Raw genomic sequence first — 22,843 nt, 5'->3', positions numbered from 1 at the left:
ATGAGCAACTTATATAAAAGGATAACGACAAGTCTCTTCCACGTTTACAAACGTAAGGACTTAAAAGAATGGGAACATACACCCTCTACTCCACTTCCTATCTATGGAGTTTACCATGTTATGTTGGATACAGGGTGGCCTACATTAGTTAAAAAGCAGATAGAGAATCTCAAAGAAAGTGGTCTCTTAGCAGCTACAAAGACACTATATATAAGCTGTATTGCCGCTAAACCATCAGATGTAGAGCAGCTAAAACAACTGATAAACAGCGATAAAATCGAGATTATATCGGACATTTCCGACCCTAAAAGATACGAATATCCAGCATTGGAGTTTATCAAACGGCTTTCAGAACGAGAAGAAAGCCTTGTCTATTACTTCCATACCAAGGGGATATCATACCAGTCTCTCACCACAAACGACAGACAATTCCTATCCTTCAAACAAAAAATTGATGCGTGGAGAGAGATGTTAGAGTACTTTATCTTCGACAAATGGCAAGTAGCAGTCAACGTTTTGACCGATGGATTCGATACATATAGCTGTTATCGATGGCCTCCCCGACACTATACAATGTACTCTGGCAGCTTCTGGTGGGCAAAGTCTGACTACTTAAAGACGCTCCCCGACTTTGAAAAAGACATCATTTCAGTCAACCGTTTCTACTCAGAAGTGTGGCTTTTTGAGCGAAATCATCGGCAATTTTCAGCCTTTGACACCATTGCTGACCTCTATTTCGTTCGTATTCCACGCTCTATTTACACAGATGGACCAACCAAACCGTGGGACAACATTTACTTTTCACTCGTCTATAACATACGAAAGATTGAGAAACATCTATTCAAATTCAATTATAAACAGCACTGTCAGCAACGCTTTCAGAAGCTAAAAGAAAAGATTTAGACCATCAATAATTAGTTTTTGATGGCCTTTTTTATGTCAAAAAGATACCACCTGCAAGACAAAACACATCATTACTCAATCAAAAACAATATGTTAAAATACTTAAAAGTATAACACATAGATGTAGTTTTTACCCAAAAAGAGTATCTAAAGGAAAAAGAATTACTCAATTTTGACTATCTTTGTAAATTATACGAGGTATGTTAACAGAAGAAAACATAAGATTTCAATACATAAATAGTAAACACATGAAAGCAAGAACACTATTCTTAGCGGCCTCTTTCATAGCCACATCAGCTATGGCACAGGGTCTGAAATCAGGCATTGATAGGAACAATATGGACCTTTCAGTGAAGCCTGGAGAGAATTTCTATGAGTATGCAGCAGGTAATTGGATGAAGACTCACCCATTAGATGCCGAACATCCATTGAACGGAGCATTCGTTGACTTGGAAGAACTGAACAAGAAACGCATCCGTGAGATGGTAGAGGACTATGCAAAGAAGCCACAGAAGCAAGGCACAGTAGCACAGAAGATTGCCTCTATCTATAACCTTTATATGGATAGTACACGTCGTAATCGCGATGGATACGCACCAATCAAGCCTGTATTGGCAAAGATTCGTGCTGCAAAGAACCGTAAGGAACTCATCAAACTGATGTATGATCTTGATGCAAAGGGCTACGGTACCTTCCCTGTAGGCTTTGGAATGACAGTTGATGCGATGAATTCTGACCGTTATATCATTGGTGTATCACAAGGCGGAATAGGGTTAGATCCAGAGTATTACACCAAACCTAACGAGCAGCAGAAGGCTGTTGTCGCAGCTTACAAGAGCCTGAACAACGACTTCTTCAAGATGGTTGGCAACTCTCCTATCGAAGCAAAGAAGAAGATGGAAGCAGAGTGGGCACTCGAAAACCAGATAGCAAAGGTTAGCTATGACCAGGTTAAGTCACGTGATCCACAAGCTAACTACCACCCAATGACATGGGAAAAGCTCTTAAAAGACTATCCAGCAATTGACTGGAACTATCTTTTGAAAGTCAATGGATATCCTAACAATGGTGGAAAGGTGGATGTTGGTCAGCCAGAACCAGTACATGAGGTAGAGAAAATCCTCACAACTGCCCCATTAGAGTCGCTGAAAGCATACATGGAACTTGCTGTTATATCAAGCGCATCAGGTATGTTATCAGACAATTTCAGCAATCGCCAGTTCGAATATACAAAGGTTGCATACGGCGTTAAGCAACAGCAGCCACGTTGGAAGCGTGCATTGTCATTCGTACAGGGTATCATGGGCGAGGCTGTTGGTAAGCTCTACGTACAGAAATACTTCCCAGAGAGCAGCAAACATCGTATGATTGAACTCGTAAAGAACCTGCAGCAAGCTTTTGCTCAGCGCATTGAAGAGAACACATGGATGACTCCTGCAACTAAAACTAAGGCGCTGGAGAAACTGAATGCCTTCGATATCAAGATTGGATATCCTGACAAATGGCAGAATATTGATAGTGTTTTCGTCATTGATGATGCAAAGACACTCTTCGAAAACGTAAAGGGTGTACAGGAAGCAGCACATAAATATCGTATTGCAAAGCGCTGGGGTAAGCCTGTTGACAAGAAGGAATGGCACATGACACCACAGACTGTCAATGCTTATTATGACCCAACTACGAACAGTATCAACTTCCCTGCAGCTATTCTACAGCCTCCATTCTTCGACCCAGAGGTTGATGATGCAGCTAACTATGGAGCTATTGGCGCCGTAATTGGCCACGAGATGAGCCATGGTTTCGATGATCAAGGCTGCCAGTTTGATAAAGATGGCAATATGAAGAACTGGTGGACAGAAGAAGATAAGAAGAACTATAACGCCCGTACAAAGGTCCTTGTTGACTGGTTTAACAAACAAGAGGTTATGCCAGGACTACATGTTAATGGCGAAAAGACCCTAGGTGAGAACATTGGTGACAATGGTGGACTCAACGTTGCATACCGTGCACTGCAGAATAGTATGAAACAGAACCCATTAACAGACAAGGATGGCTTCACTCCTGACCAGCGTTTCTTCCTTGCATGGGGACGTGTTTGGGCAAGCAACGTGGCTCCTCAGTTCGTTGCTTACATCGTAAACTCTGATGTTCACTCACCAAATGTAAGCCGCGTCAATGCTGCTTTACCAATGATTGACAGTTGGTACAAGGCATTCAACGTAAAGGAAGGCGATAAACTCTTCGTTCCTCAGGCTCAGCGTGCTCACATCTGGTAAGCACAACAGACTTAAATAAAACAGAAAAGAGTATGCTTCGGCATGCTCTTTTTTTGTGTTTAAAGAAATGAAAGGGCTCTATTGTTACCACTCTAACCACTGATTAGAACATATATAGATTACGACTATAAAAGAAGGAACATCCCTATTATGTAATATAAATTCACAATTCGACTTTAAAAGGGGCTCTTTTGCGTTCTAAAAGGGCGTCTTTTACCATTCAAAAGGGCATCTTTTACAACGCAAAAGGTGCCCTTTTACAATGCAAAAGGGCGTCTTTCACTTTCCGTTTCGCAACCTATTGATTATCAAAATATTACAAAACTGCAAACAAAGTGATTTCCTTTGTTTAAGAACAACACACAGTTCCTTTTCTGTAAGTATATTTCATGAGCCACGTTATATGCCTCTTCCACTAAAAGAAAACAGTTTTGAAGCACGTAATATCAACTTCACACAAATGAGAACCCTACCCCATTAAGCTACAAAGTTCGCTATAGAAGAAACAGAAAGACCATAAGAAACGCGAGTTCGGGATAAGAAAAGGCTTGAAAAAGTTGGTAATCTCGTCAAAAATTCGTATCTTTATAGGTGAAAATCAATAGATTACAAGATTTTTGAACGATGATTACCAAGGACAAAGTTACTGAAATTTTCTGTATAATCGACGAGTTTGATAAGAATTTGAGTGCCGAATTAGCGAAAAACCTGCGTCTACCGTCCCATAACAGTGACGGCAAACGCTACCGAAACCGCAAGGGCAGACTCTCGGAAAGTGAGATTATGACCATTTTGGTATGCTATCATTTCGGCGCATATCGCAATTTCAAGGAGTATTATTTGAATTGGGTCAAAGGGGTGATGCGTCAGGATTTTCCCGACGCGGTTTCCTATAACCGCTTCGTTGAACTCATGCCAAGAGTGTTCTTTAAGATGATGCTGTTCATGAAGCTCTATGCCTTCGGCAAGTGTACGGGTATAACATTCGTTGACAGCACAATGATACCCGTATGTCACAATGTACGACGATATTACAACAAAGTCTTTGCCGGCCTCGCCAAGGACGGAAAGGGTACCATGGGCTGGTGTCATGGATTCAAGCTGCACCTGCTATGCAATGATTCTGGTGAAGTGATAACGTTCTGTCTTACAGGAGCAAATGTGGATGACAGAGATAGCAGGGTATGGACGGTATTTGCAAAGGTCTTATTTGGGAAGATCTTTGCTGATAGAGGGTACATCAAGCAGGAACTCTTTGATAGTCTGTTCAGTCAAGGTATCCAACTCGTTCATGGGCTCAAGGCTAAGATGAAGAACAAACTGATGCCTATGTGGGACAAGATTATGCTGAGGAAAAGATACATTATCGAGTGCATTAACGAACTACTCAAGAACAAAGCCAACCTTGTTCACTCAAGACACCGCTCGATACACAACTTTATCATGAACTTGTGTTCTGCCCTTACAGCATACTGCTTCTTTGAGAACAAGCCAGAGGCACTGCCAGTGTATGTGGAAAAATCAAGGCAGTTGGAACTTTTTTCATACTAAACTTATCCCGAACTCAAGTATAAGAAACACTGCCACCAGCCGCACAAAGCACAGACAAGCTACTACACATCTTAACTAAAATATTACCAAATCACACACATACATACCAAAGCAAGCAATAAACTAACAAATTAACCTAATCCTACAAATCGTTAGTAATATCACTTTTCTTTTACTTTGTTTTTCATAGAAACATCGTATATTTGCACATGAGATAACAGCACAGGTATAGAAAATAAGGTAAACAGACTGGAAAATGACAAAGACTATCAAGTTCACAAAGATGCATGGTGCAGGGAATGACTATATTTACGTTAACACATTAGCGTATGATATCCCTGATCCCAACGCCGCTGCAATAGCATGGAGTCACCGTCACACAGGTATAGGCAGTGATGGATTAGTCCTGATAGGCAAACCAACGACAGAAGAAGCCGACTATCGCATGCGTATTTTCAATGCCGACGGGTCTGAAGCCATGATGTGCGGAAATGCAAGTAGGTGCATCGGAAAGTATCTTTATGAGAAAGGACTCACTAAAAAGACAAATATCCGTCTGCAAACAGCATCAGGAATAAAAATACTCAACCTGCATCTGACAGCTGACAAACAGCACGTTGCCTCTGTAACGGTTGACATGCTGGAGCCTCATATGGATGTTCCCGAGCAATTTACGGGTACAACACCAGACCTCTCTACATACAATCTGCCTTTGGCTGATAGTAAACAAATACGCCCAACCTTTGTTAGTATGGGCAATCCACACTTTGTTGTTTTCCTCGATAAGGATAAAATAAAGAGTAAAACGTTGTCTCTTACAGACGAAGAACTCACCACCATCGGCAAAGAACTTGAACATAATGCAGCCTTTCCCGAGCGTTGTAACATTGAATTTGCTTGTCTTACGGCAGACAATCACCTCCGTACTCGCGTATGGGAGCGTGGTAGCGGTATCACAATGGCATGTGGGACAGGAGCTTGTGCCACGGCTACAGCAGCAATAATGAATCATCTCGCTGACCAATCGAAGCCTGTTGAAATTGAAATGGATGGCGGAACACTAACGATAGAATGGAGAAACGACAATCATATCTATATGAGTGGGCCAGCCGAATTTGCTTATGAAGGAGAGATTCTCCTATAACAATAATATCATCTACGGATAGACTTAGAATTAAATCATCCCCCAATAACCCAAAAAGAATATGGCATTAGTTAACGAACACTTCCTGAAACTACAAAAGAATTATCTCTTTGCCGACATTGCAAAGAAAGTAAATGCCTTCAAGGCTACGCATCCTGAAGCCAACGTCATCAGCTTAGGCATTGGTGACGTTACCCAACCGCTCGCCCCAGCAGTGATCCAAGCCATGCATAAAGCCGTTGATGACATGGCAACGAAGGAACATTTCCACGGTTATGGACCAGAGCAAGGCTATCTGTGGTTGCGTGAAGCCATCGTAAAGAACGACTATCTAGCACGTGGAATACACTTAGACCCCAGTGAAGTCTTCGTAAATGACGGTGCAAAAAGCGATACAGGTAACATTGGAGAACTTGTGCGCTGGGACAACTCTATGGCTGTTTCAGACCCAATTTACCCAGTATACATCGATTCTAACGTAATGAATGGTCGTGCAGGGGTATTCGAAAACGGCAAATGGAGCAACGTTACTTACCTGCCATGCAATGAAAGCAATCAGTTTATACCACAGATTCCAGACCATAGGGTTGACATGATTTACCTCTGTTACCCTAATAACCCAACAGGTACAGTCATTTCGAAGGATGAACTACGCAAGTGGGTAAACTACGCCATAAAGAATGACTCCATCATCTTCTATGATGCAGCATACGAAGCCTATATCAGAGACTCTGAAATTCCACACTCTATCTACGAAATTCGTGGTGCAAAGAAAGTTGCCATAGAGTTCCATAGCTTTAGTAAAACCGCCGGTTTCACCGGTGTACGCTGTGGATATACAGTCATTCCTAAGGAACTGACGGCTGCAACAATGGATGGTAAGCGTGTTGAACTGGCTCCTTTCTGGGACCGCCGGCAATGTACGAAGTTCAATGGAACAAGCTATATCTCACAGCGTGCCGCTGAAGCAATCTATACTCCAGAAGGAAAAGAACAGATAAAACAGACCATTGCATACTACATGGAGAATGCACGGATCATGCGTGAAGGGTTGACAGAACTTGGGCTGACGGTATATGGTGGTGAAAATGCACCCTACCTTTGGGTTAAGACACCAGAAAACACACCATCATGGAAGTTCTTTGAACAGATGCTATATGGTGCTCAAGTAGTCTGCACACCAGGTGTTGGCTTCGGATTAGCTGGTGAAGGCTTCATTCGTCTTACCAGTTTCGGTGACCGTAACGACTGTATTGAAGCTATGCGTCGCATCAAAGAATGGCTCAAGGCATAATTTTTAGAATGTTTTAGTCCTGCTTCTTGTAATCTTTTCAAATCTTTCCGTATCTTTGCGGATGAAGTATTAATCAATAAACAAGAATAAATATGAACGTAGGAGATAAGGCCCCAGAGGTTCTGGGCACTGACCAAGACGGAAAAGAGATAAAGTTGAGTGACTACAAAGGAAAGAAAATTGCACTCTATTTCTATCCTAAAGACCTCACTTCAGGCTGTACAGCACAGGCATGCAACCTGCGCGACAACTATACAGAGCTGAAGAAAAAGGGCTATGTCATTATTGGTGTTAGCATACAAGATGAGAAATCACACAAGAAATTCATTGAGAAGAATGAGCTTCCGTTCCCACTTATCGCTGACACTGACCTGAAATTAGTTAAGACTTTTGGGGTATATGGTGAGAAAAAGATGTATGGACGCACCTATATGGGGACATTCCGTACCACGTTTATCATCAATGAAGATGGAATCATTGAGCGTATTATCGGACCAAAACAGATAAAGACAAAAGATCATGCGGCACAAATCCTTGCTGAATAAACTGGCTGATCAATACGAGACAGTTGATTTTCTACAAGGTGATCCTGCATGGTTCATGCACCAAGTGGTAGGAAAAAGAAATCAGGAGACGATGGCTTTCATCGCCTCCTGTTTGAGTTATGGAGCAAGAAAGGCTTTTCTCCCACGCATTCAGCACCTCTTAGACTGTTCACATGCTGAACCATATGAATGGATTCTCAAAGGAAAATACAGACTGGATATACCTGATGATGACAGATGCTACTATCGTTTATACACAAACAGTATGATGATAGACCTCTTTCAGGCACTACAAAAGATGTATCAGGAATACGGTGACATGGAAAACTACATACGTAGATATGCTGAAACGTCAGAGCAAACAGAACCAAAGAGTGCTTTCACAGCCATAGAAGCATTGTGTCATTATTTCTATCAACATGATGTTAAAGGAATAATTCCTAAGAATACACTGTCATGTTGCAAACGAGTATGTATGTTCTTACGATGGATGGTAAGAACAGACTCTCCTGTTGACTTAGGAATATGGGGCGAATTGATTGATAAACGGTCGCTCATTATGCCGCTTGACACGCATGTCATTCAACAAGCCATGCGCCTTAAGCTCCTCACAAGCAAGTCTGCTACGATGGCTTCAGCACAGAAATTAACTTCAAAACTTCGGGAAGTATTCCCAGATGACCCATTAAAAGCAGACTTCGCACTCTTTGGATATGGCATAAACCATTAACAAAGCAAAAGTCCTGACCCCACAAAGTGAAGCCAGGACTGTGTCGTTTACTCTCAAATTTCTAAATCATGCTTAAGATTAGGCAGCCATCTTATTATTAATACTTACTGCCTTTGCTACTGATGCTGCTAATACTACAGCTGCTAATACTACTGAAATCATAATCTTTTTACCTTTGTGGAGACCCTTTGCCTCCGATTCTTTAATGTTATCCTTAATCTTTTACGAGTGCAAAGATAGTGACAATGGTTGTTACAAGCAAAGAAATACTATATCAAACACGCTTTTCTTGGTTCTTTTTTGCGATGTATCAAGTAGGTTGACATACGTCAAGCACGCAAAACTTGCAGTTATCAATAATTTAAGTTACCTTTGTTTTCTATAAAAAGGAGAGACTTTATAATGGAAAGAAACCAAGACTCACGTAACGCATGGGACTTTGTTGAACACACAGGAATAAGCGTTTTCCTGACAGGAAAGGCAGGAACAGGAAAGACAACCTTCCTTCGTGCCGTCAAAAAACATAGCACAAAGAGAAGTCTTATCGTTGCTCCAACAGGTGTTGCAGCAATCAATGCAGGAGGAATGACAATCCACTCATTCTTCCAATTACCACTTTCACCTTTCCTTCCAGAGATAAATGTTACGAAAAGATATGCTTTTAGCAAGGAGAAACGCAAGATAATACGTACACTTGACTTACTTATACTTGAGTTCGGGATAAGTTTAGTATGAAAAAAGTTCCAACTGCCTTGATTTTTCCACATACACTGGCAGTGCCTCTGGCTTGTTCTCAAAGAAGCAGTATGCTGTAAGGGCAGAACACAAGTTCATGATAAAGTTGTGTATCGAGCGGTGTCTTGAGTGAACAAGGTTGGCTTTGTTCTTGAGTAGTTCGTTAATGCACTCGATAATGTATCTTTTCCTCAGCATAATCTTGTCCCACATAGGCATCAGTTTGTTCTTCATCTTAGCCTTGAGCCCATGAACGAGTTGGATACCTTGACTGAACAGACTATCAAAGAGTTCCTGCTTGATGTACCCTCTATCAGCAAAGATCTTCCCAAATAAGACCTTTGCAAATACCGTCCATACCCTGCTATCTCTGTCATCCACATTTGCTCCTGTAAGACAGAACGTTATCACTTCACCAGAATCATTGCATAGCAGGTGCAGCTTGAATCCATGACACCAGCCCATGGTACCCTTTCCGTCCTTGGCGAGGCCGGCAAAGACTTTGTTGTAATATCGTCGTACATTGTGACATACGGGTATCATTGTGCTGTCAACGAATGTTATACCCGTACACTTGCCGAAGGCATAGAGCTTCATGAACAGCATCATCTTAAAGAACACTCTTGGCATGAGTTCAACGAAGCGGTTATAGGAAACCGCGTCGGGAAAATCCTGACGCATCACCCCTTTGACCCAATTCAAATAATACTCCTTGAAATTGCGATATGCGCCGAAATGATAGCATACCAAAATGGTCATAATCTCACTTTCCGAGAGTCTGCCCTTGCGGTTTCGGTAGCGTTTGCCGTCACTGTTATGGGACGGTAGACGCAGGTTTTTCGCTAATTCGGCACTCAAATTCTTATCAAACTCGTCGATTATACAGAAAATTTCAGTAACTTTGTCCTTGGTAATCATCGTTCAAAAATCTTGTAATCTATTGATTTTCACCTATAAAGATACGAATTTTTGACGAGATTACCAACTTTTTCAAGCCTTTTCTTATCCCGAACTCGCGTACTTATAATTGATGAGATAAGTATGGTAAGGGCTGATGTTTTGGATGCAATGGATTCTGTCTTACGCCGATATCGAGACCACAATAAGCCCTTTGGAGGTGTACAGTTGCTGATGATCGGTGATTTACAGCAGCTTACTCCCGTAGTAACTGCTGAAGAAGAGGCTCTATTACAACGCTATTATGACACTCCCTACTTCTTTGCTTCAAAGGCATTACAGGCCATCAACTATGTAACCATAGAACTCACACATGTCTACAGACAACAGGATAGTGGGTTCATTACTCTCCTTAATAATATAAGAGAAGGTAAAGCATCAAGTGCTGACCTACAGAAACTCAACGAAAGATACGATCCTTCATTCCAACCTGAGGCTGGAAGTGACTATATACGACTGACAACGCACAACCGAACAGCCGAGAGTTACAATGAAGAACAGTTACGCAGCCTACCTAACAAAGCGTTTTCTTTCCGTGCACAGACCGAGGGGACATTCCCAGAATATAACTACCCCGCTGATTATACACTCACTTTGAAGGTTGGAGCACAGGTAATGTTTATTAGGAATGATAATAATGGACGTTATTATAATGGGCGGATTGGACATGTCACATACGTTGATGAACATAAGATATTGGTACTATGCCCAGGTGATAACAAGGCTATTGAGGTTGAAATAGAAACCTGGGAGAATACTAAATACACTCTAAATGAACAGACAAAACAAATAGAAGCTGAGGTACAGGGGACATTCAAGCAATATCCTCTACGTCTTGCATGGGCTATTACCATACATAAAAGTCAAGGATTGACCTTCGAACATGCTATTATTGACGCACAAGCAGCATTTGCTTCGGGACAAGTATATGTCGCTTTGAGCCGTTGCAAGACATTAGAGGGGCTAGTTCTTGCTTCTCCTATTGGTAACCAAGCCATTATAAATGATAAAAATGTAAATGAATACATCTGTCATCAGACAGAACAAGCAGAGAAAAGCATAGCTGCTCTACCCACATTAAAAGAGGAATATTACCGAGATTTACTCTTAGAACTATTCGATTTCGAGGAACTAAGGAAGGAAGAAGCTGCCCTTTTTAGGGTTTTAATGGAGTATTTCTACAAATATTCAAAGATTATAGGCTTACATAAAATGACGCAAACAGACCTTGATGACAAGGTTATAAGCATCTCCTACAAGTGGAAAGACCAAATCTGCCAGTTGAATAGCAACCAATTAAAAGAAGAAATGTTCCTTGAGAGAATCAAAAAGGGTGCGTTATACTTTCATAGTCAGCTCACAGAACTATTCAATCACACGTTAGAAATAACTAAAGATGTGCAGACGAACAATAAAGTAGCAGCCAAAAGATTCGAAAATACCTACTCTGATTTACAACAAACTCTTATTATCAAACAAGAATTACTCAGCACGATGATAGCTGAGACATTCACTATTACCAACTACTTGGAGGCAAAGCAGAATGCAATACTTAACAGTTTAGACGATGAAAAGGAGAAAAAAGGTAGAAAGAAAGAGAAAAACAAAGCACCCAAAGGGGCTTCAGCAGAGATAAGCTATAACCTATTTAAAGAAGGTAAAAGCATAAAACAAATTGCTAAAGAGCGTGGATTAACCCCTGTAACCATTGAAGGTCACCTCGCAACATACGTCGCCAACGGACAAATAAAGATAGAAGAAATCGTAGAACCAGCCAAAGTGAGTCTAATAAGGCGGATTGCTAAAGCCGTAGGACAGGCAAAAGGACTAAAAGTTATCAAAGAATTATGTCCTTCAGACATAACTTACGAAGAAATTCTTCTTGTCTTAAAGGCTCCAATGCCTTAATAAAAACAAAAAAAATAGGCTGTTTCAGTTTATTTCCTTACCTTTGTTTATCAACTCAAACACAAACACATGAATATAACATTGATATCTACATCAGTGACATTGACTGTCACCTTGATATGCTTCGCAATAATAATAAAGACTTATTGGAATGCAAGTGTTGGTCCACTTACCATCAAACGGAGGGCCATCATTGCCGCTTATAGTGCACTTTCAATATATCTTTGTAGTTATTTCGTACGTGATTGCAACGATGAAACCGAGATTTTCTGCGTTACATCTATGCTAATGCTTTACATATTATGGGAGAGTTACCTCTTTGCATGTAACATTTTTAGCAATGGAAGTCTGTATCGCAACCGCTATGTATGGCTATTTTACAATCTGTTCCCGCTTGCATTAGCTATTCCCCATTTGCTTTTTGTATTTACAGACGAAGACTATCACTTCAGAAATTACACTGAATTAATTGATGCTTTCCTGCATCCAGCCCCTATTCAGGCATATACGCGTATTCTTTTCGTAGCTGGTTTACTTGTCTGTAAGGTCTTTATCCTTATAGAAGTAACCAACCAACAACTAAAATATAGGCAACAAATCATAGAAGAAGACGGTGATTTGCGTGGCTGTAGGAATCGATCACGCTCGTATTTGGCGTGGGCAATCATTCTTTTATTGGCTAGTTTCGGGCAAATAATACCTTCTTTATCCTACCATATAGGCTTAAAACTTGGAATTATCTTTGCAGTTATCTATACAACAAGATTCTATCTACAGTTCCACAAACGACTAATGATATTAGAAGAGCAAGAGAACCATAAAGGAGAAAGCATCAAAGAGAAAGTCAGCACATGGCTAAAACAAGATCCATTTCCCTTATCTGAGACCGATCTTACCATGGAAAAAATTGCTGAATCCATCGGAGTTGATGCATCATCTCTCTCCTATTACATATATGAATTTGAAGGAAGCACATTCCTTTCATGGCAAAGTGAATGCCGAATGAATCGTTGTAAGGAGCTTTTAGAGGACAAAGACATGAACATTTCAGAGATTGCTTACGAATGTGGGTACAGTGATCTCGCTGCAATGAGCAAAGCTTTTAAGAAAAAATTTGGATTACCTCCCACTCTTTATCGCCGAAGGAAGCTTGCAATCCCAGATGCATAACAAAGTACATGGGGGTCGATAATTATCGATGAAAAGGTGAAAAAATGAAGATTTTTTCAAGCCTTTCAGGGTACTAACAAGCATATTTTATGCTATTAACAAATAAAAATAATTTGTATTGTCGTGCATTTAACAAGAATAATCTACCTTTGCAGAGTCAATTAAAGACTGTTATTAAGTAGCAATCAAATTACGTTTAAATAGTTATTAGTAAGTTAATAGTCAAATTAAAGTAGTTAGTTAGTCTTCGTGATGAAGACGAAACTAATGTTTTTGAGTCAAATAATTTTTTGAGTTATTTAGTTAAGTGGCTGAGTGTATGTCTGCGTGAGCAGCCATACACTTTTTTATTTATCTTCCTTTTTACATTCTTTTATTTAGTATTTCAACGAGAAAGAAATAAAATTCCACATCCAAAAAAAAAGCACTTTGTTATTAACCACCAAATAATCTAATTTGAAACAATTCATAACACACATTATTTATATATATAGAAATACTTTGTGAGTTAATCGGAAAATGATTAAATTTGCAGTAATAAGTTTAACTTAAGGTAAGAAGAAATGGCTAATTTAAGATTTGGAGCAGTAGAAGAGGCTTTCAAGAAACGCCCTCTTGAAGTTGCAGCACCCACAGAACGTCCAGGAGAGTTCTATGGAAAGTATGTTTTCAACCGCACAAAGATGTACAAGTATCTACCAGTTGACATCTACAACAAGCTGGTTGATGTTATGGATAACGGTATTCGCTTGGACCGTTCTATAGCTGACGCAGTGGCTGAAGGCATGAAACGATGGGCAGAAGAACATGGTGCGACCCACTACACCCATTGGTTTCAACCCCTAACAGAGGGTACTGCAGAGAAGCATGATGCCTTTATAGAACACGATGGTAAAGGGGGAATGCTCGAAGAGTTCTCTGGTAAATTGCTCGTACAGCAAGAACCTGATGCAAGTTCATTCCCTAATGGCGGCATTCGTAACACCTTTGAAGCAAGAGGATACTCTGCATGGGACCCAACAAGTCCTGTATTCATCATTGACGATACACTCTGTATCCCTACTATCTTTATATCCTATACAGGTGAAGCACTTGATTATAAAGCCCCACTTCTTAAGTCTCTTCGTGCAGTTAACACTGCTGCAACAAGAGTTTGCCATTACTTTAACCCTGAAGTCAAGCAGGTTCACACCAACTTAGGATGGGAACAAGAGTATTTCTTAGTTGATGAAGACCTCTATTTTGCACGTCCTGACCTCATGCTTACAGGCAGAACACTCATGGGACATGACTCTGCTAAGAATCAACAAATGGATGACCACTACTTCGGAACAATCCCTGAGCGCGTACAAGCATTCATGAAAGACTTGGAGATCCAGGCCCTTGAACTTGGAATTCCATGCAAGACACGTCACAATGAGGTTGCTCCTGGACAGTTTGAGTTAGCTCCTATCTTCGAAGAATGTAACCTTGCCGTTGACCATAACATGCTTTTGATGTCACTCATGAAGAAGGTTGCCCACAAACATAGCTTCAGAGTACTTCTCCATGAGAAGCCTTTCGGGGGTATTAATGGCTCAGGAAAACACAACAACTGGAGCTTAAGCACTGATAACGGCATACTTTTACACAAGAGTGGCAAGACTCCAGAAGACAATCTTCGCTTTGTTGTCTTCATCGTTGAGACATTAATGGCTGTTTACAAGCATAATGGATTGCTTAAAGCATCTGTGATGAGTGCTACCAACGACCACCGACTCGGTGCTAATGAAGCACCACCAGCTATCATTTCTTCCTTCCTCGGCAAGCAACTTACGGATCTCATCAACCATATAGAGAAAGCTGACAAGGACGATCTCTTTACTTTCAGTGGTAAAAAGGGCATGCGTCTGGATATTCCAGAGATACCTGAGCTACTGATAGACAACACAGACCGTAACCGTACGTCCCCATTTGCCTTCACTGGCAACCGCTTTGAGTTCCGCGCCGTTGGTTCTGAAGCCAACTGTGCATCAGCAATGATTGTTCTCAACACCTCAGTTGCCGAAGCACTGACAAACTTTGCAGCCCGTGTTGACGCACTTGTTGCAAAAGGAGAGGAACAGACTTCAGCTATCATTGATATAATTCGTGAGGATATTAAGACATGTAAGCCCATCAGATTCGATGGAAACGGGTATTCTGACGCCTGGAAAGAAGAAGCTGCTAAGCGTGGACTCGACTGCGAATCAAGCTGTCCTGTTTGCTTTGATCGTTACCTTGACAAGGATTCCATAACCATGTTCGAGGACATGAACGTCATGAAACGTAACGAACTAGAAGCTCGAAATGAGGTAAAATGGGAGACTTACACTAAGAAAATCCAGATAGAGGCGCGCGTTATGGGCGACCTAGCGATGAACCATATCATTCCTGTTGCAACACATTACCAAAGTCAGCTTGCCAAAAACGTACAGAATATGGTCAATATCTTTGGTGATGTTGAAGGAAAACAACTCAGTGAACGCAACATAAAGATTATTCGTGAGATTGCAGAGCGCACCAACATCATTGAAACAGGTGTAGAAGAACTCATAAATGCACGTAAGGTAGCCAATAAGATAGAAGATCAGAGAGAAAGAGCCATCAGCTATCACGATTCAATTGCTCCTAAAATGGAAAAGATTCGCTACCAGATTGACAAACTTGAGCTCATTGTAAGCGATGAGCTATGGACACTTCCTAAGTATCGCGAGCTACTGTTTATTCGATAAAAACGGAGATTTTTACAATAAAAAAAGCACTTCATCAGTAAAAACTAATGAAGTGCTTTATTTTTTTATAGTACGGGACACCGCATACTGTACAGTATAATGACCGACAAAAAGGAAACTTTCATAACACATAAAATAACCTTACAACTAAGAACAGGACACAAGCCATTTCTCAAACTAAGATGAGCAAAAAGCCGTTTCATAAGAAACAGATAATCAAACAGTTATAAAACCAAATGTAAAAGGTGCCCTTTTACATTCCAAAAGACGCCCTTTTGCATGGTAAAAGATGCCCTTTTGCAATGCAATATATGCCCTTTTAGAACACGAAAGAGCATAGATTAAAATACTATTGTGAATTAATATTACAATATAAGCATAGAACCAACTATGCTTATAAACATTAAAGACCGACTCTTACATTAAGCCAAACGTCCCAAGAGAGACATAAAAGACTTATTTTTCTTTGTAAATAACGTTATTTGCACCGCTTGTAAACGAGAGCGCTTCAGGATGTTCGTTAACAAAACTCTCAATATGACGAACTCTTTTCTCCTCGAAAATCTCATCAACAGCAATCAGTATTCCCGTTTCTTCAACATCACCGAAACCATAGTTGATAGCCGTTCCAAACAATTTCATTGTAGGTGAGAGATTCATATAAGCATTTACCAATGGCGGAATATTATAACCTAAGTCACGAATCTCACGATTTAGAGTCTTATAATCCTCTTTAAAGTCCTTGCCTTGGAAAAGACTTTGCAGCTCAGACACAGGAGTTTCAATAATCAACGGTTTTATCGGGATAATCAAGTCATCCTTATCATCAAAGTATTTCTTCAGAAAGTACAAAATCATGTCTCGTCCTCTACGTATGTAAGACGGATACATCGTCATCTTACCAAAGAAGTACTTACACTTAGGATTGAGGACCGTCAAAGCCCCAAGACCATCCCAAAGGTTATCAAGAGCAAAAATACTCTTCGAGTTCTTCCTGACATTTTGGTATTCTAAAGAGACGAAAGAACGACCTAACTCCACTGTATAGGGCGCATAGTCCCGCATAAACTCCTCTGAGAAATGAAACATGTGACTGGTAGCCACCATAGGTTGCCCGTTCTTTCCCACTTGCCAGTCACTTCCAAAAATATATCTGTATCCTCCAATGATCTCCTCAGCTTCAGGATTCCACACAATAAGTTGGCGGCAACAATTATCCATTGTGTCGAATTCATCTATATCCATCGACTTACCTGTACCTCCTCCTGCCGTCCGGAAAGCAATTTCGCGCAAACGACCAATCTCTTTCATCACATTCGGAGCATCCTTCGCCGTCACCACATAAATCTCATTATGACTCTTATTCGTCATACGAAGCATCTTTTCTGGCGTCAACTCACTCCTAAGCAAGTCCTTACTGATAGGTTGGATGATTTCTTCTTCCATATATTTTTAAAATCTTTTCTTTCTTTAATCCTCTCAATTCTTTTTCAAACCGACTTCTATCAGCCAGTCCTACATCATGGCATCACAGTTCGTAAACCTTATCTTCTACGAATTTAGCCCATTCCATCGGTGTTTTACTTTTATCAAAAGTCTGCCAAGGTATTGGCTTACCAATAGCAACACGGAATGTCTTTCCAACGTTTTTATACATTTCATCTACAAGAAACAACATCGCAATATTCACTTTTTTCAGGTAAGTATCACTAAAATGTGCGATGCGATAAAAGCGATTTGAATTCCTTCCACCAAAGAAGATAGGCACTACATCTCGATGATACTCTACACTCTTGGTGATAAAAGTCTTCTTCCACTCCAAATCATGTATCTTTCCATGAATCTTTCTACTATTCAGTCCGGCTGGAAACATCAACATGTGATTATCGCTTTGGAAGCCAGCCTCAACCATTCGAGGGAAATCTCGACTTTGTTTTCCAGTCTTATTGATTCCAATACTCACTGGTTTCAACCCCGGAAGATTTAACAATAAGTCATTTACAAGATAGCGAAACTTTCCATCATAGTGCTGTCCAATAATCGAACCCAATGCTACGCCGTCTTGACCACCCAAAGGATGATTCGAAACAAAGGTGTAAAGCTTTCCGTCATCCTTTGCGGGAAGGTTCTCAAGTCCCTCTATCTGGAGAGTCATTTGAAGATAGCGAACACATTCCGTCAACCATTCTGTTCCAGAAACACCGCGAGATTCCCAAAGAAACTGGTTTACTTCATCTTCATGGATGATGTGTTTCAACCATTTTACGAGGAAACTTGGCACAAACTTAACCTTCGCACCCATCTTATCAGACAGTATCTTGTCTATGTTTATCGTTTTCTCTATTTCACTATCCATTGTCTCAAAAATCCCCAAACATCCTGCAAAAGTAACGAAAGGAATTGAAATATACCCATTTTTTACTAAGAAATATGAGAAAAAGCATAAAATCATATCACAAAAAGATTCATGAACAAACATGTACACAGCAGTATTTAGGGCGTTAATTTTCACAAAAATGACATCAAAAAGGAAATAAAGTGGAGCAAGGTGGGGATATGTGGGGAAAAATATGTAACTTTGAACCCAAATTTAATTATATATAAGTACACATGCGATTCTTTGGGAATATAGAAGCTAAAACTGACGCTAAAGGAAGAGCTTTCTTACCGGCAGTATTCCGCAAGGTTCTCAGTATGTCTGGCGAAGATTCACTAATCCTACGCAAAGACATATTTGAACCATGCCTTGTCCTTTACCCACAATCCGTATGGAACGAACGCATGGATACTCTACGTCAACGATTAAGCCGATGGAACCGCCGCGATCAAATGATTTATCGTCAATTTGTTACTGATGTTGAAACGATAACATTAGATGGCAATGGACGCTTTTTGATACCCAAGCGCTACATGAAGATGGCTAACATCGAGCAACAAATCAGATTTACAGGAATGGATGACTGCATTGAGATTTGGGCAACAGAAAGCGAAGAGCAGCCATTCATGTCTGCAGAAGAATTCAGCAAGGCAATGGAAGAAACTATGGGGACAGAAGACTTCTTATTCCCAAACGATCAGTCTTCTGCTACAGAAACATCGAAAAGTAAAGTCGAAAGAGTATGATCAAGACTGCAGAGACATATCATGTACCAGTACTTCTGAATGAAAGTATAGAGGGGCTTAACCTACACGCTGAGGGAATTTATGTTGACGTAACCTTTGGAGGAGGTGGACACAGTCGTGAAATACTCTCTCGACTCAAAGAAAACAGCCACCTATACAGCTTTGACCAAGATGTAGATGCCGAAGAGAACATCAACAAAATGGGATTAGAGCCAGATCAGATTGAGCGATTTACCTTCATTCGTTCAAACTTCCGTTACCTAAAAAACTGGATGAGGTATTACGGAATAGAACAAATTGACGGTCTTCTTGCAGACCTTGGTGTAAGCAGCCACCATTTCGACGATGAGAGCCGTGGATTCTCTTTCAGATTTGAAGCGCCTCTCGACATGCGGATGAACAAAAGTGCAAGAATGACTGCAGCTGACATCCTCAATGAATATGAAGAGGGCCAACTGGCAGACATCTTCTATCTATATGGAGAATTAAAGCAATCACGGCGTATAGCTTCCGCCATTGTAAAGACAAGAAGTCAACACCCTCTCCTAACGACAAAGGATCTACTCAGCGCTACGGAGCCGCTCTTCCAACGTGTAAGAGAGAAGAAAGACATCACAAAAATGTTCCAAGCGCTCCGGATAGAAGTAAATCACGAGATGGATGCCCTACGTGAAATGCTCCTATCAGCAACAGAACTACTCCGCCCTGGCGGACGCCTATCCGTTATAACCTATCACTCTCTTGAAGATCGCATGGTAAAGAACATCATGAAATCAGGGAATGTAGAAGGTACGATAAAGCAAGATTTCTTTGGAAGGATTGAGACTCCTTTCCTCATAATAAATAAGAAAGTAATCACTGCAGCAACAGAAGAACAAGAAAGAAATCCACGCAGCCGAAGTGCAAAACTAAGAATAGCAGAGAAAAAAACAAATGAATGACGAGAACGACAAGAAGATTTCAGAGGTGACAGTCCAGCCCATTACAGATGAGCAAACAGCCACAAACGAGAGCGTGCACGTCATAGAGCCACTCAAACAAACTGAAACTAAAGAAGAAGAGGTGACAGCTTCTATCACGGAAGAAAATACTGTTACTGTGACAAGCGAGCAAACACTTGCTGAAGAAGCCAAAAGAACTAAAGAAGAGGAGAAAAGAAAAAAAGAAGAAGAAAGATGGGAAGAGGAAGAAGCTGAGGTTAAAATTCTGAAAGCAGCCATAGCAGAGCAAGCTCGTGAGGATGAACAGCCACAGTCTTCAAACTTTACTTTAAGGAAAATCCTTGGAGGAGACATTCTCTCAGCCCATATCCTACGCAATAACATCTGGTTAATTATTGTCATAGTCGGCTTTATCATTGTATATATATCTAATCGATATAGTGTACAGAAATACCTTCTGGAAATAGATAAGCTGAACACAGAACTAGAGGATGCCAAATATCGTGCTTTATCAAGTAGCAGTCAGCTTACGGAGAAGTCGAGAGAGAGCCACATCTTAGAACTCTTAAAGAATCGTAAGGATAGCGTTCTGAAGATGTCAGACCGCCCACCTTATATAATAAATGTACCCGAGAAGTAAAAAATGAGCAAATTTAATAACAACAAAATAATCCCACGTTATAGTGTCATCGCCATTGTGATGTCACTTATTGCTCTTGCAGTACTGGGTAAGACCATATATACAATGACTGCTAAGAGATCCTACTGGATGGAAGTAGCCTCATTGCAGAAGAAAGACAGCGTTAAGGTTAAACCAACACGAGGAAACATCCTCAGTTGTGATGGGCAACTCATGGCAAGTTCCTTACCAGAGTTTAAGGTCTACATGGATTTTAATGCCTTGAAAGAAGCAGGAAATGACACAGCTTTTGTTGATAGCATTGCATATATTAGCAAAGGTTTAAACAATATATTCCCAGAAAAATCAGCATCAGAATTCAAGAAACATCTTATGGAAGGTTTCCATAAGATGAGTAAACATTGGCCCATATGGGATGAACGTATTGACTATAATACATTCAAGGAAATACAAAGTCTACCTATATTCCATCTATCGAAATTTAAAAGTGGCTTTCACTGGGATGAATTTAACGCACGCCGACGCCCGTTTGGCTCTCTTGCGCAACGTACTGTTGGCGATATGTTCGGAGCAAAAGACACAGCTCGGTGCGGCTTAGAATTGTCTTATGATTCCATTCTAAGAGGAACTGATGGTATTATTCACCGTCGTAAGGTACGCAATAAGTTCCTGAACATTACTGATACTCCTCCTATAGACGGTGCTGACATCGTTACAACAATAGACGTTAGCATGCAAGACTTAGCAGAACGAGCTCTGATTGACGAACTTAAAGAAGTTAATGGCAACGTTGGTGTAGCCATTGTCATGGAAGTTGCGACAGGAGACGTAAAAGCTATAGTCAACATGGACAAGTGTGAGGACGGAGAATACAGGGAAGTTAAGAATCATGCCGTCAGCGATCTGCTAGAACCTGGATCAGTTTTCAAAACAGCTTCCATAATGACAATTCTCGATGACGGTCTTGTAGATACCACTTATACAGTTGAAACAGGTGGAGGTGTATGGAATATGTATGGTCGTGACATGAAAGACCACAACTGGCGTCGTGGAGGTTATGGAACATTAACTTTACCATGGACATTGAAATACAGTTCCAACGTTGGTGTAAGTCGTATCATTGACCTACATTATCATAAAAATCCAGAAAAGTTCATAGAAGGAATCTATAGATTAGGACTTGCAACAGACTTCCACATCCCAATCGCAGGATATTCTCCTGCAAAAATCCGCATGCCACACAAGAACAGTCATGGTCAATATGACAACTGGAATGCAACAGCTCTTCCGTGGATGAGTATTGGCTACGAGACACAGGTTCCACCAATATCTACACTTACATTTTACAATGCCATTGCAAACGGCGGCAAGATGATGAAGCCAAGATTTGTTAAGCAAATCATCAAAAACGGTGAAGTAGTATATAACAATCCTCCACAGGTTATAAAAGAACATATTGCCAAAGAAAGCACTATCAAAGAGATCACTCGTATTTTAACAGAGGTTGTTTCCGAGGGATTGGGTAAGAAAGCTGGCTCTGACAAGTTCCTTGTAGCAGGAAAAACTGGTACTGCGCAAATGTCAAAAGGAGCTTTAGGATACAAGGCTGGAGGAACAAACTACCTACTCAGCTTTGCTGGATTTTTCCCAGCTGATAAGCCAAGGTATAGCTGCATTGTATGTATACAAAAGACAGGACTTCCGGCTTCAGGAGGTGGTATGAGTGGTGTTGTATTCCATCATATAGCAGAAGGTATCATGGCACAAGACCTGAAGCTAAATGTACAAGATGCAAGAGACAAAGAATCTATTTTGATTCCATCAGCTAAGACTGGCAACTTACTTGCCACAGACTATGTTCTTAACATGCTTGGTTTTAATGTCATTAATGGATGGGGAGGTGCTTATCCTTTTGGAAATCCAATATGGGGGACCATCAACCAAGATGGCAATAAGCTCATTTTTAAAGAAGAAAAAATCAATAGAGTTAACTTAGTCCCAGATGTCAAAGGGATGGGTGCTCGTGATGCTGTTTATCTATTGGAGAAACATGGTATTAAAACAATCGTTGTAGGTAGAGGACGTGTGATAGAACAGAGTATTGCCCCAAATGACAAGGTTCAAAAGGGGATGAAATGTACACTTAGATTAGGGTAAATACTCCTAAATATAG

At 40.6% G+C, this 22,843-nt stretch carries 17 protein-coding genes and 1 pseudogene; 15 read left to right on the top strand and 3 right to left on the bottom strand.

The features are described 5' to 3' along the window. From ACZ48L_RS07290 to ACZ48L_RS07255, 8 genes and pseudogenes are all read left to right on the top strand, one after another. Window positions 1-903 (top strand): hypothetical protein, encoded by a 903-nt coding sequence (locus ACZ48L_RS07290; protein ID WP_025792784.1) that lies wholly within the window; start codon window positions 1-3, stop codon window positions 901-903. 248 nt (window positions 904-1,151) lie between these two features. Next, complete coding sequence (locus ACZ48L_RS07285) at window positions 1,152-3,179, top strand: M13 family metallopeptidase (protein WP_025792782.1); 2,028 nt, start codon at window positions 1,152-1,154, stop codon at window positions 3,177-3,179. A gap of 624 nt (window positions 3,180-3,803) precedes the next feature. Then, window positions 3,804-4,730 carry an IS982 family transposase gene (locus ACZ48L_RS07280; protein ID WP_006045714.1) on the top strand — a complete coding sequence of 309 codons (927 nt, stop codon included), beginning with the start codon at window positions 3,804-3,806 and terminating at the stop codon, window positions 4,728-4,730. Between the two features lie 256 nt (window positions 4,731-4,986). Then, complete coding sequence (gene dapF, locus ACZ48L_RS07275; RefSeq protein ID WP_025793051.1) at window positions 4,987-5,874, top strand: diaminopimelate epimerase; 888 nt, start codon at window positions 4,987-4,989, stop codon at window positions 5,872-5,874. Between the two features lie 61 nt (window positions 5,875-5,935). Further along, on the top strand, window positions 5,936-7,168 hold the full coding sequence (locus ACZ48L_RS07270; protein ID WP_025793050.1) for an LL-diaminopimelate aminotransferase: 1,233 nt from the start codon (window positions 5,936-5,938) through the stop codon (window positions 7,166-7,168). Between the two features lie 92 nt (window positions 7,169-7,260). Next, window positions 7,261-7,713, top strand: coding sequence for a thioredoxin-dependent thiol peroxidase (gene bcp / locus ACZ48L_RS07265; protein ID WP_008823671.1), 453 nt, complete (start codon window positions 7,261-7,263; stop codon window positions 7,711-7,713). Further along, window positions 7,688-8,443, top strand: coding sequence for a TIGR02757 family protein (locus ACZ48L_RS07260; RefSeq protein ID WP_044114093.1), 756 nt, complete (start codon window positions 7,688-7,690; stop codon window positions 8,441-8,443). The genes bcp and ACZ48L_RS07260 overlap by 26 nt, the downstream gene beginning before the upstream one ends. A gap of 402 nt (window positions 8,444-8,845) precedes the next feature. Beyond that, window positions 8,846-9,157, top strand: a pseudogene (locus tag ACZ48L_RS07255) (DEAD/DEAH box helicase family protein); the annotation flags it as partial. A 12-nt stretch (window positions 9,158-9,169) separates the two neighbouring features. Here ACZ48L_RS07255 and ACZ48L_RS07250 read toward each other — a convergent pair. Continuing rightward, window positions 9,170-10,096, bottom strand: coding sequence for an IS982 family transposase (locus ACZ48L_RS07250; protein ID WP_006045714.1), 927 nt, complete (start codon window positions 10,094-10,096; stop codon window positions 9,170-9,172). A 51-nt stretch (window positions 10,097-10,147) separates the two neighbouring features. Here ACZ48L_RS07250 and ACZ48L_RS07245 point away from each other — a divergent pair, with 51 nt between their 5' ends. The 3 genes from ACZ48L_RS07245 (at window position 10,148) to ACZ48L_RS07235 (ending at window position 15,966) form a co-directional block, all read left to right on the top strand. Next, window positions 10,148-12,043 (top strand): helix-turn-helix domain-containing protein, encoded by a 1,896-nt coding sequence (locus tag ACZ48L_RS07245; RefSeq protein WP_464721979.1) that lies wholly within the window; start codon window positions 10,148-10,150, stop codon window positions 12,041-12,043. A gap of 69 nt (window positions 12,044-12,112) precedes the next feature. Then, window positions 12,113-13,213: a helix-turn-helix domain-containing protein gene (locus tag ACZ48L_RS07240; RefSeq protein WP_025791370.1), complete on the top strand. Its 1,101-nt coding sequence runs from the start codon at window positions 12,113-12,115 to the stop codon at window positions 13,211-13,213. Between the two features lie 563 nt (window positions 13,214-13,776). Then, window positions 13,777-15,966, top strand: coding sequence for a glutamine synthetase III family protein (locus ACZ48L_RS07235; RefSeq protein WP_025791372.1), 2,190 nt, complete (start codon window positions 13,777-13,779; stop codon window positions 15,964-15,966). 456 nt (window positions 15,967-16,422) lie between these two features. Here ACZ48L_RS07235 and ACZ48L_RS07230 read toward each other — a convergent pair whose 3' ends face one another. After that, the gene (locus ACZ48L_RS07230; protein WP_278528179.1) at window positions 16,423-17,412 is read right to left on the bottom strand and encodes a GNAT family N-acetyltransferase; all 990 of its coding nucleotides are present in this window, start codon (window positions 17,410-17,412) and stop codon (window positions 16,423-16,425) included. An 82-nt stretch (window positions 17,413-17,494) separates the two neighbouring features. Beyond that, window positions 17,495-18,322, bottom strand: a complete 828-nt coding sequence (locus ACZ48L_RS07225) for a glycerol acyltransferase (RefSeq protein ID WP_025791374.1) — start codon at window positions 18,320-18,322, stop codon at window positions 17,495-17,497. 254 nt (window positions 18,323-18,576) lie between these two features. Here ACZ48L_RS07225 and mraZ point away from each other — a divergent pair, with 254 nt between their 5' ends. From mraZ to ACZ48L_RS07205, 4 genes are read left to right on the top strand one after another with little or no spacing between them, the layout of a single operon-like run. Then, window positions 18,577-19,089, top strand: coding sequence for a division/cell wall cluster transcriptional repressor MraZ (mraZ, locus tag ACZ48L_RS07220; RefSeq protein ID WP_025791375.1), 513 nt, complete (start codon window positions 18,577-18,579; stop codon window positions 19,087-19,089). Further along, complete coding sequence (gene rsmH, locus ACZ48L_RS07215; RefSeq protein WP_464721978.1) at window positions 19,086-20,030, top strand: 16S rRNA (cytosine(1402)-N(4))-methyltransferase RsmH; 945 nt, start codon at window positions 19,086-19,088, stop codon at window positions 20,028-20,030. Before mraZ ends, rsmH begins: the two co-directional genes overlap by 4 nt. Beyond that, a complete protein-coding gene (locus tag ACZ48L_RS07210; protein ID WP_025791376.1) occupies window positions 20,023-20,670 on the top strand; it encodes an FtsL-like putative cell division protein in 648 nt (215 codons plus the stop codon). Before rsmH ends, ACZ48L_RS07210 begins: the two co-directional genes overlap by 8 nt. Window positions 20,671-20,673: 3 nt before the next feature. Further along, complete coding sequence (locus ACZ48L_RS07205) at window positions 20,674-22,827, top strand: penicillin-binding protein (RefSeq protein ID WP_025791377.1); 2,154 nt, start codon at window positions 20,674-20,676, stop codon at window positions 22,825-22,827. The last annotated feature ends 16 nt before the right edge of the window (window positions 22,828-22,843 follow it).

The sequence above is a fragment of the Prevotella histicola genome, from assembly GCF_055385135.1.
Note: the sequence above shows the minus strand (reverse complement) of the source record. Positions and strands in the feature narration are given on the sequence as shown.